The 13,547-nt window shown below is 49.1% G+C and carries 10 protein-coding genes and 6 tRNA genes; 13 read left to right on the top strand and 3 right to left on the bottom strand.

Translation table 11 applies throughout. From position 1 onward, the window contains the following. Positions 1-48: 48 nt before the first annotated feature. Entirely contained in the window at positions 49-2,634 is a 2,586-nt protein-coding gene (acnB, locus tag ACM67B_RS03700) for a bifunctional aconitate hydratase 2/2-methylisocitrate dehydratase (protein ID WP_416190193.1), read from the top strand. Positions 2,635-2,814: 180 nt separating this feature from the next. On the opposite strand, the gene ACM67B_RS03695 is transcribed toward acnB, so the two are convergent. Continuing rightward, complete coding sequence (locus ACM67B_RS03695) at positions 2,815-3,855, bottom strand: zinc-dependent alcohol dehydrogenase family protein (RefSeq protein WP_416190192.1); 1,041 nt, start codon at positions 3,853-3,855, stop codon at positions 2,815-2,817. A 184-nt stretch (positions 3,856-4,039) separates the two neighbouring features. Here ACM67B_RS03695 and mutY point away from each other — a divergent pair, with 184 nt between their 5' ends. Then, positions 4,040-5,089, top strand: coding sequence for an A/G-specific adenine glycosylase (mutY, locus tag ACM67B_RS03690; RefSeq protein ID WP_416190513.1), 1,050 nt, complete (start codon positions 4,040-4,042; stop codon positions 5,087-5,089). 66 nt (positions 5,090-5,155) lie between these two features. Here the strand turns inward: mutY and tkt are convergent, their stop codons facing one another. Continuing rightward, entirely contained in the window at positions 5,156-7,135 is a 1,980-nt protein-coding gene (tkt, locus tag ACM67B_RS03685; protein ID WP_095503749.1) for a transketolase, read from the bottom strand. A 146-nt stretch (positions 7,136-7,281) separates the two neighbouring features. Continuing rightward, entirely contained in the window at positions 7,282-8,583 is a 1,302-nt protein-coding gene (locus tag ACM67B_RS03680) for an aminotransferase class I/II-fold pyridoxal phosphate-dependent enzyme (protein ID WP_416190191.1), read from the bottom strand. A gap of 203 nt (positions 8,584-8,786) precedes the next feature. On the opposite strand from ACM67B_RS03680, the gene ccoG reads away from it, so the two are divergent. The 11 genes from ccoG to ACM67B_RS03625 all read left to right on the top strand — a co-directional run bounded on the left by ccoG (position 8,787) and on the right by ACM67B_RS03625 (position 13,503). Then, entirely contained in the window at positions 8,787-10,322 is a 1,536-nt protein-coding gene (gene ccoG / locus ACM67B_RS03675) for a cytochrome c oxidase accessory protein CcoG (protein WP_416190190.1), read from the top strand. Positions 10,323-10,380: 58 nt separating this feature from the next. Next, the gene (locus ACM67B_RS03670) at positions 10,381-10,875 is read left to right on the top strand and encodes a FixH family protein (protein WP_416190512.1); all 495 of its coding nucleotides are present in this window, start codon (positions 10,381-10,383) and stop codon (positions 10,873-10,875) included. A 154-nt stretch (positions 10,876-11,029) separates the two neighbouring features. Further along, entirely contained in the window at positions 11,030-11,572 is a 543-nt protein-coding gene (locus ACM67B_RS03665) for a DUF2062 domain-containing protein (RefSeq protein WP_416190189.1), read from the top strand. Further along, entirely contained in the window at positions 11,565-12,101 is a 537-nt protein-coding gene (locus ACM67B_RS03660) for a type IV secretion protein Rhs (RefSeq protein ID WP_416190188.1), read from the top strand. The genes ACM67B_RS03665 and ACM67B_RS03660 overlap by 8 nt, the downstream gene beginning before the upstream one ends. Before the next feature lie 129 nt (positions 12,102-12,230). Continuing rightward, complete coding sequence (gene pgsA, locus ACM67B_RS03655; RefSeq protein WP_416190187.1) at positions 12,231-12,803, top strand: CDP-diacylglycerol--glycerol-3-phosphate 3-phosphatidyltransferase; 573 nt, start codon at positions 12,231-12,233, stop codon at positions 12,801-12,803. A gap of 94 nt (positions 12,804-12,897) precedes the next feature. Then, positions 12,898-12,973: transfer RNA gene (locus ACM67B_RS03650), tRNA-Gly, on the top strand. A 17-nt stretch (positions 12,974-12,990) separates the two neighbouring features. Further along, positions 12,991-13,066, top strand: a tRNA-Gly gene (locus ACM67B_RS03645). Between the two features lie 28 nt (positions 13,067-13,094). Further along, positions 13,095-13,170 (top strand) — tRNA-Gly (locus ACM67B_RS03640). Positions 13,171-13,192: 22 nt separating this feature from the next. Continuing rightward, positions 13,193-13,268: transfer RNA gene (locus ACM67B_RS03635), tRNA-Gly, on the top strand. Positions 13,269-13,309: 41 nt separating this feature from the next. Beyond that, positions 13,310-13,383 (top strand) — tRNA-Cys (locus tag ACM67B_RS03630). A gap of 30 nt (positions 13,384-13,413) precedes the next feature. After that, positions 13,414-13,503: transfer RNA gene (locus ACM67B_RS03625), tRNA-Leu, on the top strand. Positions 13,504-13,547 lie beyond the last annotated feature (44 nt).

Genomic DNA, 13,547 nt, shown 5'->3' with positions numbered 1-13,547 from the left:
AAATTTTTGCAATCCCTCAGAAGAAAAACACCATAAAGGAACAAAGAGATGTTAGAAGCCTATCGCAAAGCCGCTGCTGAGCGCGCTGCCCTTGGTATTCCTGCCCTTGCCCTCGATGCACAGCAAACTGCCGATTTGATCGAGCTGTTGAAAACCCCGCCTGAAGGCGAAGGTGAATTCTTGGTTGATCTGTTGGTTAACCGCGTTCCACCGGGCGTGGATGATGCCGCCAAAGTGAAAGCCTCTTTCTTGGCTGCCGTTGCCGAAGGAAGTGCTTCCAGCCCGCTGATTTCTGCCGAATACGCGACCGAATTGCTCGGTACCATGCTCGGCGGTTACAATATTCATCCGTTAATCGAATTGCTCGACAATGACCAATTGGCGCCTATCGCAGCCAAAGGTTTGAAACACACCTTGTTGATGTTCGATTCATTCCACGACGTTCAAGAAAAAGCCGAAAAAGGCAATGCGCACGCTAAAGAAGTGTTGCAATCATGGGCTGAGGCCGAATGGTTTACTTCTCGCGAAGCTGTTCCAGAAAAAATCACCGTTACCGTATTCAAGGTTGATGGCGAAACCAACACCGACGACTTGTCTCCAGCACCTGATGCATGGAGCCGTCCTGACATCCCTCTGCATGCCTTGGCTATGCTGAAAAACCCACGCGACGGTATCAATCCTGACAAACCGGGCGAAGTGGGTCCAATCAAATTATTGGAAGAATTGAAAGCCAAAGGCCACCCTGTCGCTTACGTTGGCGACGTAGTGGGTACCGGTTCTTCACGCAAATCGGCAACCAACTCTGTAATTTGGCATACCGGTGAAGACATTCCTTTCGTACCAAACAAACGCTTCGGTGGCGTATGCCTGGGTGGCAAAATTGCCCCAATCTTCTTCAACACCCAAGAAGACTCTGGCGCACTGCCAATCGAAGTAGATGTATCTGCCCTGCAAATGGGTGATGTTGTCGACATCTTGCCATACGAAGGCAAAATCGTGAAAAACGGCGAAACCGTTGCCGAATTTACGCTGAAATCTCAAGTATTGCTGGACGAAGTGCAAGCCGGTGGCCGTATTAACCTGATTATCGGCCGTGGTTTGACTGCTAAAGCACGCGAAGCTTTGGGCTTGCCTGCTTCTGATAAATTCCGTTTGCCACAAGCCCCTGCTGAAAGCAATGCCGGCTTCTCATTGGCACAAAAAATGGTGGGTCGCGCATGTGGATTGCCTGAAGGCCAAGGCGTTCGCCCAGGTACTTACTGCGAACCACGCATGACCACTGTCGGCTCACAAGACACTACCGGCCCGATGACCCGCGACGAGCTGAAAGACTTGGCTTGCTTGGGCTTCTCTGCCGATATGGTGATGCAGTCGTTCTGTCATACCGCAGCTTATCCGAAACCGGTTGACGTACGCACCCACAAAGAATTGCCTGAGTTCATCTCTACTCGCGGCGGTGTCTCTCTGCGTCCGGGTGACGGCGTGATCCACTCATGGCTGAACCGTTTGCTGTTGCCTGATACAGTCGGCACCGGCGGCGACTCACACACCCGCTTCCCAATCGGTATTTCATTCCCTGCCGGTTCTGGCTTGGTAGCCTTTGCTGCGGCAACTGGCGTGATGCCTTTGGATATGCCTGAGTCTGTATTGGTACGCTTCAGCGGTAAACTGCAACCGGGCGTAACCTTGCGTGACTTGGTGAACGCGATTCCATTGTATGCCATCAAAGACGGTTTGCTGACTGTTGCCAAAGCCGGTAAGAAAAACATCTTCTCTGGCCGCATCTTGGAAATTGAAGGTTTACCTGATCTGAAAGTTGAGCAAGCGTTTGAATTATCTGATGCTTCTGCTGAGCGTTCAGCAGCCGGCTGTACCGTGAAACTGAACAAAGAGCCAATCATCGAATACATGACGTCTAACATCGTGTTGATGAAAAACATGATCGCCGATGGTTATGAAGATGCCCGCACTTTGGAACGCCGCATTAAAGCCATGGAAGCTTGGTTGGCTGATCCACAATTGTTGGAAGGCGATGCCGATGCCGAATACGCAGCGGTTATCGAAATCAACATGGACGACATCAAAGAGCCAATCATCGCCTGCCCTAATGACCCAGACGATGTATGCTTCATGTCTGAAAAATCAGGCACCGTGATTGACGAAGTGTTTATCGGCTCTTGTATGACCAACATTGGTCACTTCCGTGCCGCTTCTAAATTGCTGGAAGGCAAAAACGATACCCCTGTTCGCCTGTGGATTGCACCGCCGACCAAAATGGATGCGAAACAATTGTCCGACGAAGGTCACTACGGCGTATTAGGCCGCGCAGGTGCGCGTATGGAAATGCCGGGCTGCTCATTGTGTATGGGTAACCAAGCACAAGTACGCGAAGGCGCGACTGTAATGTCTACTTCTACCCGTAACTTCCCGAACCGCTTGGGTAAAAACACCAACGTGTTCTTGGGTTCGGCAGAATTGGCCGCGATTTGTTCGAAACTGGGCAAAATCCCAACCATCGAAGAATACCAAGCCAACATCGGTATCATCGATGAAAACGGTGATCAAATTTACCGCTACATGAACTTCAACGAAATCGCCAGCTACAACGAAGTTGCCGAAAAAGTGAATGTATAATTAGCGTAGGCTAAACCATCAAAGGCCGTCTGAAAGTATTTGCTTTCAGACGGCCTTTTAGTTTGATTGTGATTAATCAATCAGTCATGATGGCTTAACGCATAAAAATAAAAGCCGTCTGAAACCATATGTTTCAGACGGCTTTTTTACATCATAAAAATGCAAGTTACATCTTAATGATTAATCCGCAGTCAACACCACTTTCATGGCTTGATTTTCAGATGCGTGCTTGAACACATCATACGCCTCTTCCAATTCGCTGAATTTGAAGCGGTGGGTAATCATCTTGGTGTAATCTACTGAGCTGGTCGAAATCGCTTTCAGCAACATTTCAGTGGTATTGCTGTTCACCAAACCGGTAGTAATGGCAAGGTTTTTGATCCACAGTTTTTCCAGTTTGAAATCAACTGACTGACCGTGTACGCCCACTACCGCGATATGGCCGCCCGGCTTCACGATTTCTTGACACATTTCCCAAGTAGCCGGAATACCGACTGCTTCAATCGCGCAATCTACACCGTCTTCACCGACAATATCGAATACTTGTTTCTCAACATTGCCTGAGCTTGGGTTAATCACATGAGTTGCGCCCAATTCTTTCGCCATTTTCAGGCGATTTTCGTCCATGTCGCATACAATCAATGCAGTAGGGCTATACAGCTGTGCAGTCAGCAAAGCCGACATACCCACAGGGCCGGCGCCCGCGATAAACACGGTATCGCCCGGTTTTACATCACCATATTGCACACCGATTTCATGCGCGGTCGGCAGCGCATCGCTCAACAACAAAGCCACTTCATCATTTACCGAATCAGGCAATGGAATCAAGCTGTTGTCTGCATAAGGCGTACGCACATATTCGGCTTGTGTGCCGTCAATCATGTAGCCCAAAATCCAACCACCGTTGCGGCAGTGTGAATAAAGTTGTTTTTTACAGTTGTCGCAAGTACAGCATTTGCTCACGCAAGAGATGATGACCTTGTCGCCCGCTTTGATATTTTTTACAGCCGAGCCCACTTCCTCTACAATGCCTACACCTTCATGACCGAGAATACGACCATCGGCTACTTCTGGGTTTTTGCCTTTCCAAATCCCCAAGTCGGTACCGCAAATCGTGGTTTTCACGATTTTTACCACTGCATCGGTCGGGTCGATAATCTCAGGGCGTGGTTTTTCTTCAAAACGGATATCGTTCGCTCCGTGGTACACCATAGCTTTCATAGTACAACTCCTTTTATTGTTTGATGAAACGAAAAAAAGATGAAGCTTCACATTACGGCATACCCTATTTATAGCCCTACTACTAATGAAAGTCAATTTCAGTTTTGTTACATGTTATAATACAACACTATGTTTTTAAACTATTTTTGATACAACGCAAACTCTTATGAGTCAATCTAGAACCATGCCCCAATCTGCTACTTTTTCAAACCGCCTTATTCAATGGCAACGCCAACACGGTCGCCATCATCTGCCTTGGCAAGTCAAAAATCCTTATGCTGTTTGGCTGTCGGAAATCATGCTCCAGCAAACGCAAGTTGCTACCGTATTGGATTATTATCCGCGCTTTTTAAACCGCTTTCCCGATGTCGAAAGCTTGGCCAATGCCGCCGAAGATGAGGTTTTATCGCTGTGGGCAGGTTTGGGCTATTACAGCCGCGCGCGTAATTTACGCAAAGCGGCCAAGCAGGTAGTGGCACAATTCGGCGGTGAATTTCCGCAAACACGCCTTGAATTGGAAACCCTATGCGGGGTCGGCCGCAGCACTGCCGCCGCCATTTCCGCTTTCGCCTTCAACCAACGCGAAACCATCTTAGACGGCAACGTCAAACGTGTGCTGTGCCGCGTGTATGCGCTTGACGGCAATCCACAAGACAAAAAATTTGAACACCGGCTCTGGCAACTTGCCGAAAGCCTGTTGCCGTCTGAAAGCGGAGATATACCTGCTTATATCCAAGGCTTGATGGATTTGGGCGCAACTGTGTGCAAACGCACCAAACCGCTGTGCCACGAATGCCCGATGAACGACATTTGCGAAGCCAAAAAGCAAAACCGTATTGCCGAACTGCCGCGCAAAAAAACAGCGGTTGAAGTGCATACCCTGCCGCTGTATTGGCTGATTGTGCGCAACCAAGCCAAGCAAATTCTGCTACACAAACGCCCGGCCAAAGGCATCTGGGGCGGCCTATATTGCGTGCCGTGTTTTGAAAATTTGGCCGATTTACAACAATACGCCCAAGTCCTTAATCTGGATTCAGACGGCCTTAATGAAGAAGCCACATTCACCCACCGCCTGACTCATCGCCTCTTGATGATTACCCCGTTTACCACAGACGAAAGGCCGTCTGAAAACGTTTCAGACGGCCTCTGGGTCGCACAAGAAGATTTGGCTGATTACGGACTCCCCAAACCTTTATTAAACTATCTCAATCAAGCACAAAAGAGCCTGTTTTAATATTGCTGGTTTAATGCAATAAAAAGGCCGTCTGAAGTTCAGACGGCCTTTATTCAAGCTATTGACTTACAAAACAGATTTCACGGTTGCAACCACATTCTCAGTAGTAAAGCCGAATTCTTTAAACAGCAATTCTGCCGGAGCCGATTCGCCGAAGCGGTCGAGGCCGACTACTTTGCCATTTAAGCCAACATACTTGTACCAACCATCGGTCACGCCTGCTTCTACGGCAACGCGCGGCAGATTAGCCGGTAATACGCTGGCTTGGTAAGCGGCATCTTGGCGGTCGAATGCGTTGGTTGACGGCATAGACACCACGCGCACAGCGATGCCTTCTTCAGCCAAAGCCGCTTGCGCGTTCAAAGCCAATTCGACTTCCGAACCGGTGGCAATGATCACGGCTTTGGCTTCGCCTTGGGCTTCGCTGATCACATAGCCGCCGCGTTGGATATTCTCCAACTGCTCATCGCTGCGTTGCAGAAATTTCAGGTTTTGACGGCTGAAAATCAGGCTACTTGGGTGGTCGGCTGCTTTCACTGCTTCTGCCCATGCCACCAGCGATTCGGCGGTGTCGCAAGGGCGCCATACGTCCATGTTCGGAATCAGGCGCAAGGTAGCGGTTTGCTCAACCGGTTGGTGGGTCGGGCCGTCTTCACCCAAGCCGATAGAATCGTGGGTAAACACGAAAATCGGGTTGATTTTCATCAGGGCTGCCATACGCAAGGCGTTGCGTTGGTATTCGCTGAACATCAGGAAAGTCGCGCCAAACGGTTTCACACCGCCGTGCAGCGCCAAGCCGTTCATGATGGCGCCCATGCCGAATTCGCGCACGCCGTAATGCACATAGTTGCCGCCGTTTTGAGCGGTCACGGCTTTGCTGTTTGACCAGTCGGTCAAGTTAGAAGGCGTTAAGTCCGCTGAGCCGCCGACAAATTCCGGCAATACTTTGGCCAAGGTTTCGATGCTGTTTTGGCTGGCTTTGCGGGTAGCGATGGTTTCGGCTTTGTCGCACACTTCTTTCAAGGCCGTCTGAACATAAGCGTCGAAGTCTTTCGGCAATTCTTTGTCCATGCGGCGAACAAATTCGGCAGCTTCTTCAGGGAAGCGGCTTTGGTATTCGGCAAACAATTTGTTCCATTCGTTTTCCAGTTGCGCGCCTTTTTCTTTGGCATCCCAACCTTCATACACTTCTTGCGGCACTTCAAACGCGGCGTGCGTCCAGCCCAAGTGTTTGCGCGTGGCTTCGATTTCGTCTGCGCCCAATGGTGCGCCGTGGGTTTTGTGGCTGCCTTCTTTAGTGGCTGCGCCTTTACCGATTAAGGTTTTGCAGCAGATGATAGAAGGTTTGCCGGTTTCGGCGCGAGCGGCATCAATGGCCGTCTGAATCGCAGCGGTATCGTGGCCGTTAACATTCGGCACCACATGCCAGCCGTAGCTTTCAAAGCGTTGTGGAATGTCTTCGGTAAACCAGCCGTCAACTTTACCGTCGATGGAAATGTTGTTGTCATCATACAAAACAATCAACTTGCCCAAGCCCAAAGTACCGGCCAGCGAGCAGGCTTCGTGTGACACGCCTTCCATCAAGCAGCCGTCACCCAAGAACACATAGGTGTAGTGATCGACGATGTCCAAGCCGTCTTTGTTGAACTCAGCGGCCAAGATTTTTTCCGCCAGAGCCATGCCGACTGCGTTGGCAATACCTTGACCCAACGGGCCGGTGGTGGTTTCCACGCCGTCGGTGTAGCCGTATTCCGGGTGACCCGGTGTTTTGCTGTGCAATTGGCGGAAATTTTTCAAATCTTCAATAGAAACGTCGTAACCGGTCAGATGCAACAGGCTGTATAAAATCATCGACGCGTGGCCGTTCGACAACACAAAGCGGTCACGGTTGTAGAATTTTGGATTGGCAGGATTGTGGTTGAGATATTGCGTCCACAAAACTTCGGCCATTTCAGCCATGCCCATCGGCGCACCCGGGTGGCCGGAGTTGGCTTTTTGTACCGCGTCTGCGGAAAGGAAGCGGATTGCGTTTGCCAGTTGTGACATCAGTACCTTCTTTCTTTTAAAGATGTGAATATGGGGAAACGGTTTGAATTATCGCTTGATTTTGCAAGGCTTTCAAGCACAGTATTGCGACAAAGCAAAAGGCCATCTGAAAACTATGCAGAAAATTTTCAGACGGCCTATTAAGCTTAGTAAATGGTTTTACGGCCTGCATTCAGTGTTTCAGCAATATCGTCAGCCAAACGTGCGCAATCAGCCAAATCCAGATTACTAAAGGTAATGCGCACCGAGCCACGTTTGGCAAAGTGAAATGCCGCGCAGCTTTGCACCGCCCAACCTTTCGCCGCTAAAAACTGAATCACCTGCGCTTCATTGGCGACCGGCAGCCAAATATGGAAACCTTCGCCATTTTTGCCTAAAGGGAAAATTCCGTGTTGATTTAAGCATGCAAACAAGGTTTGGCGGCGGATACGGTAGTTTTCCGAAATCTCATGCATGGCCTCGCCTTCCAGCCGCTGCCACAGCTGCCAAGTCAAATGCTGCAGAATTTTGCTGATCCAGCGTGGCCCCAATGCAAAACGTTTTTTCATGGCATGCAGGATATTGCTGTTGCCCGCCGCAATCGCTATGCGCGCATCGGTGCCGAGAAATTTACTGGTGGAGGTAGTATACATCCACTCGCCTTCAAAACCTTGCATGCCGTAAAAAGGCTGCTGGCTCAAAGCCGCCCAATGGTCATCGACTATCAGCAAGGCATCGCGCTGATTTAAAAATGCCTGCCATTGCTGCCAACGCGCGCGGCTGTAGTTGATACCGGTCGGGCTGTGCGCGCGTGGTGTGAGAATCACCACGGAAAAATCATCATTCAATTGCTCGGGTATCACCGCGCCTTCATCATCCATCTGCAAAGGCACAGCTTCTAAGCGCAAAGTGGCCAACAAAGCAGGCAACGGCGGCCAGCATGGGTCTTCAATCAAGACTTTACAGCCACTGATGCAGCGCTGCATGAGAATGCGCTCGATAATATCCAAGCTGCTCGAAAGCAGCATCACTTCGCTCTCAATGCCAATATGTTTAACCAACCAGTTTTTAAGAAATTTCATCAATTCCGGATGGTCACCATAATTGCCCACATCCGCATTCAAGTTGTAATGATTGAATAAATCCGATTCCAAAGGCGGCAACAAACGGCGATCAACATTGCCCGAAGCCAAATCGACCAAGCCTTGCGGAATGGCAGTTTCGCTGTGCAGAATTTCAGTTTTATGCGGCACAAAGCTGCCACGGCGGCCATCGGTATCGATAATACCGGCATCGCGCAATTGTTTGTAAGCGGCGGATACCGTATTGGGATTGACGCCCAGTTCATCAGCCAAACTGCGCACCGTCGGCAAACGGTAGCCTTCAGGCCACACTTTACGGCGGATAAGCTGCTCGATAGATTGGGCAATATTGACAGCGGTATTGCCTTTAGGTTTTAATTGAGTCATACAAAGCTTTTTTTGTATTAGTTCAAAAAATATTAGATGAATTTCTACAAATTAGCAAGTGGTTTGGTCGGCAGGAACGGCAGAAAATGTTATGATTATAAAGTTCCCGCTGCAAAACATTTTCAGATGGCCTAGGCCGTCTGAAATAGAATTGCCACACCCACTACCACGATTAAAAATATATTGATATTAAGGAACAAGCTATGTCTGCCGAAGAAAAACCAACACCGGCCGCCGAACCCGAACATCATGCCAGCGAGCCGCAAGCCGAGCCGAAAAAAGACGGTCAAGCGCAAGCTAAAGCGGAAAAATTAACACCGCCAAAACCTGCCAAACCGAAATCGGCTGCGATTCAAATTCATCCGGTGGGCGAACGCATTCACCCGAGAAAAGCCGAAGGCCGCTTTGCCAAGTTGCGTATTGCCGCGGTATTGGCGACGCAATTTGTGTTCTATATTGTGCCTTGGTTTAATTGGTCAGACCGCCAAGCGGTATTGTTCAACATTCCCGACCGCCATTTCTATATCTTTGGTTTATCGTTGGGTATGGGTGACTTGATTTACCTGGCATTATTGCTGATGATTTGCGCCTTCGGCCTGTTCTGGTGGACAACCATCGCCGGCCGCTTGTGGTGCGGTTATTCTTGCCCGCAAACGGTTTACACCGAAATCATGCTGTGGATAGACCATTTAGTCGAGGGTGACCGCAACAAACGTTTAAAGCTCGAGAAATCGCCGTGGAATTTCACCAAAATCCGCATCAAAGCCACTAAATACCTGCTGATTTTCCTATTCTGCGCATGGACAGGCATTACCTTTGCCGGTTGGTTTAACCCAATCCGTGAGTTTGTACCGGCCTTGTTTAACGGTTCGGCCGGTGGTGGCGCCATGTTTGCCGCAGCTTTCTACGGCTTCATGACCTTCTTCATGGCGCACATCATGCGCGAAAAAGTGTGTTTGCACATGTGTCCTTACGCACGTTTCCAAAGTGCCATGTTTGACAAAGACACGCTGATTATTTCTTATGATTACGAGCGTGGCGAACCGCGTGGCGCACGTAAGAAAAGCGTTTCGCGCGAAGAAACCTCACTGGGCGACTGCATCAACTGTAATATGTGCGTGCAAGTGTGTCCGGTCGGCATCGACATCCGCGACGGCTTGCAATACCAATGTATTGGTTGCGCCGCCTGTATTGATGCCTGTGATGAAATCATGGATAAAATGAGCTATCCACGCGGCCTGATCCGCTACACCACCGAAGGTGCACTGGAACATGAATATCCTGAATCCGATATCAAAAAACGCTTAAAACGCCCACGTGTGGCCGGTTATGGCGCCATATTGGCCGTTGTGATTATTGCCTTTGTTACCGGCCTTTCCACCCGTAAAATGGTTGAAGTGGATATCTTAAAAGACCGCGGTGTAATGGTTCGTGAAAACAACCAAGGCTGGCTGGAAAATGCGTATAATCTGCGCATCATCAACAACAGCGAATACGACCAAGTCTTAACCGCCAGTGTAAAAGGCTTTGAAGAAATCGCGTTGACCGGTTTACCGGAAGAAGGCTTGAAACTGCCTGCCCGCGAAACCATCACCATTCCGGTGCAAGTATCCACCATTCCGGAATATGCCGACAAAGGCAGCCACCCTATTGAATTTATCTTCGTTTACCAAGAATCAGGCAAAGCCGATTCGGATAAAGTGGTGATTGAAGAAGAAGCAACCTTTATTGGAGAGTAATGTGTCACAGAAAAAAAATGCACAACCTTGGTATAAAAACTTTTGGCCGTGGTTCTTGATGGTCGGTCCCATCTTTGTGGTGATTGCCAGTGTTACCATGTTTTTTGTCGCCAAGCAAAACATGACCGACTTGGTATCCGACGATTACTACAAAGACGGTAAACACATCGAAATTGAATTGCATCGTGATGAAGAAGCAGTGAACCGCCACATTCAGGCGCAGGTATTAATCAGCCCGGATATGGATAAAGCCAAAGTGTTCGTCAGCGGCGATTTTGACACCAAGCAACCGGTTCACCTGCAATTGATGCATCCTGCCAAAAAAGCGGAAGATCAAACCATTACGCTTAAAGCAGTAGACAGCAACAGTTCAGCCGAGCGCATGGAATACGATGCCGTATTCAGACCTTTGCCTGCGACCAACCACTGGTATGTACGTGTGGCGGATGAAGCCGGTATCTGGCGCGTGGAAGATAAATGGATCACCAGCCAAGGCAATGCCATTAACTTGACCCCGATGGATAAATTATTCGGTACGGATAACGCCCAATAAAAATCAAGGCCGTCTGAAAGCAAAGTTTTCAGACGGCCTTTTCGTATCTATCATTTAATAAAGCTTACCGATTTATTTTTTCAGACGGCCTTCTCTTTAAAACTCGCCCACCACCCACCATATTATCTTGTATATTTCACTTCAACACCCATCCATGAGCCAACCCAAGCCTAACGGTTTACGCCAAAAATTACCCAACCGCCAGCAGATTTTCGCATCACGCTGGAGCAAGCCTTTTGCGCCCTTGTTTGACAAACCCTATTTCTGGACACTGAACCGCCGTCAAGCTGCAGTATCGGTTGCCGTGGGTATGTTCTGCGGTTTAATGCCCGGACCCACGCAAATGCTGAGCGCACTCATTGTCGCCTATTTCTTGCGCACCAACCTACCAGTAGCCGTGTTCAGCACACTCTACACCAACCCCATTACCTATATGCCGCTTTATTATGCCTCCTACAAAATTGGCTCGCTGATTTTGGGCGTGGAAGCTGCCGATTCTCTGGAATTTCCAAGCTGGTCGGATACACACTTTTTCAGCGAACTCGGCACTTGGCTGTTGGGCGCAGGCAAACCATTGTTGGTCGGCGTGCCGGTTTTGGGTTCGATTTTGGCTGTGATTGGTTATGTCGCCGTATTGGTCGGCTGGCGGTTGCGCACCCAATACCATTGGCGCAAACGAAAGGAAGCGCGTGAGTAAGCATTGGCGGCGTTTGACAGCAAACGAAATCGAAATAGCGCGCCGCGTTTTTTCAGACGGCATCGATTATGCGCGTGTCAAAATCTATCGCGGCATTCCCTATCTGCCCAACATCAATGTAGCCATTGCGCCCAACGGCCACATTTATTTTCCGCGCCAAAACTGCCCTGCCGATTTTGCGCTGGCCGGCCACAGCCATCAAATGTGGCTGATTCACGAGCTCACTCATGTTTGGCAGCATCAGCTGGGTTTCAAAACATGGTATGCCGGTATATTTCTGATGGCCATCGGCGGCTATGTGCGTCGCAAAGCCTATGTGTATCCCTCGCCACACAGCATTCAACACTTCAGCGACTTAAATATGGAGCAGCAAGCCGACCTTCTTGCCCACTATTATGCCGCGCGTTATTTACCACATAATCCGCATAGCCAACACCTACCTGCTTTTCAGACGGCCTTACATGATTTCTTAGACAACCCTTTACAGCGACAATTACTGCCACGTTATCGACGTTTTATGATTATCTAAACCTATTTGAATAATCCAGCGCCTAGTGACGGAATTTTTACCCTCAGAAATTATCGGTAGCCAATGAAATTCGCTATAATAGCCAACTTGATATCAAGCGAACCACCAGCCTACCGAAAAGGTCGCCAAATGCCTTGGAATATTCCCATTCTTCTCACTTGGATGCGCGTTTTGCTCATTCCGGTGTTTACCGTACTCTTTTATCTGCCGGAAAACTGGATAGATCCACAAACCGTCAATTGGACAGCCGCCATTATCTTTGCCGTGGCCGCCATTACCGACTGGTTTGACGGCTTTTTAGCGCGTCTATGGAAGCAAACCTCCGACTTCGGCGCGTTTCTCGACCCAGTTGCCGACAAACTGATGGTAGCCGTTGCCCTACTATTGCTGGTCAGCCTAGGCCGCACTTACGTCATCTTCGCCATGATCATCATTGGCCGCGAAATCACCATTTCCGCACTGCGCGAATGGATGGCACAAATGGGACGGCGCAACAGCGTGGCCGTTGCCACCATCGGGAAATTAAAAACCACCGCGCAAATGGCCGCCATCTTATTGCTGCTCATCGGACTGCCTAATTTTCACGGCCTTGATTTAATCATGATTGGTAACATGTTGATGTTTATCGCATCCGTGCTCACACTTTGGTCGATGTTTTATTACCTAAAAATGGCTTGGAAAGAAATGGCGCAAAAAAGTTAAAAAAAAAATGGCACAAACAGCTTGACGATTGGAAGCAAATCCATAATAATAGCGTCTTCCTTGTTACAGCGCGTAACAATCGGATTAAATTTGAGCGGGAATAGCTCAGTTGGTAGAGCGCAACCTTGCCAAGGTTGAGGTCGCGAGTTCGAGACTCGTTTCCCGCTCCATTCAAATTTAATCAAATGCGGGAATAGCTCAGTTGGTAGAGCGCAACCTTGCCAAGGTTGAGGTCGCGAGTTCGAGACTCGTTTCCCGCTCCAAAGTTTATCGTTAAATGTAACACCGAATGCGGGAATAGCTCAGTTGGTAGAGCGCAACCTTGCCAAGGTTGAGGTCGCGAGTTCGAGACTCGTTTCCCGCTCCATTCATCTGCTTACATTTATCCTGCGGGAATAGCTCAGTTGGTAGAGCGCAACCTTGCCAAGGTTGAGGTCGCGAGTTCGAGACTCGTTTCCCGCTCCAAAATAACAAAGTTGTTTGAAATAGAGCAACTTTTTGATTATGGCGGGATAGCAAAGTGGTTATGCAGCGGATTGCAAATCCGTCTACGCCGGTTCGATTCCGACTCCCGCCTCCACTTCAATAGTTTTATTCCAATAAAACTATTGCCCGGGTGGTGAAATAGGTAGACACAACGGACTTAAAATCCGTCGACCCTAAACAGGTCGTGCCGGTTCGATTCCGGCTCCGGGCACCACCACTCATTTTTATTCCTGCTTATTCAGGAAACCAATATAAAAA

The sequence above is a fragment of the Neisseria sp. CCUG17229 genome, assembly GCF_047839235.1.
GTDB classification, from domain to species: Bacteria; Pseudomonadota; Gammaproteobacteria; order Burkholderiales; family Neisseriaceae; genus Neisseria; species Neisseria brasiliensis.
This window is presented reverse-complemented; position numbering and strand designations above follow the sequence as displayed.

Excerpts from the sequence above, each read along its gene's own strand:
- mutY (WP_416190513.1), top strand. The coding sequence starts at position 4,040 with ATGCCCCAATCTGCTACTTTTTCAAACCGCCTTATTCAATGGCAACGC.
- ACM67B_RS03695 (WP_416190192.1), bottom strand. The coding sequence starts at position 3,855 with ATGAAAGCTATGGTGTACCACGGAGCGAACGATATCCGTTTTGAAGAA.
- acnB (WP_416190193.1), top strand. The coding sequence starts at position 49 with ATGTTAGAAGCCTATCGCAAAGCCGCTGCTGAGCGCGCTGCCCTTGGT.
- ccoG (WP_416190190.1), top strand. The coding sequence starts at position 8,787 with ATGTCTGCCGAAGAAAAACCAACACCGGCCGCCGAACCCGAACATCAT.
- ACM67B_RS03670 (WP_416190512.1), top strand. The coding sequence starts at position 10,381 with ATGGTCGGTCCCATCTTTGTGGTGATTGCCAGTGTTACCATGTTTTTT.
- tkt (WP_095503749.1), bottom strand. The coding sequence starts at position 7,135 with ATGTCACAACTGGCAAACGCAATCCGCTTCCTTTCCGCAGACGCGGTA.
- ACM67B_RS03665 (WP_416190189.1), top strand. The coding sequence starts at position 11,030 with ATGAGCCAACCCAAGCCTAACGGTTTACGCCAAAAATTACCCAACCGC.
- ACM67B_RS03680 (WP_416190191.1), bottom strand. The coding sequence starts at position 8,583 with ATGACTCAATTAAAACCTAAAGGCAATACCGCTGTCAATATTGCCCAA.
- pgsA (WP_416190187.1), top strand. The coding sequence starts at position 12,231 with ATGCCTTGGAATATTCCCATTCTTCTCACTTGGATGCGCGTTTTGCTC.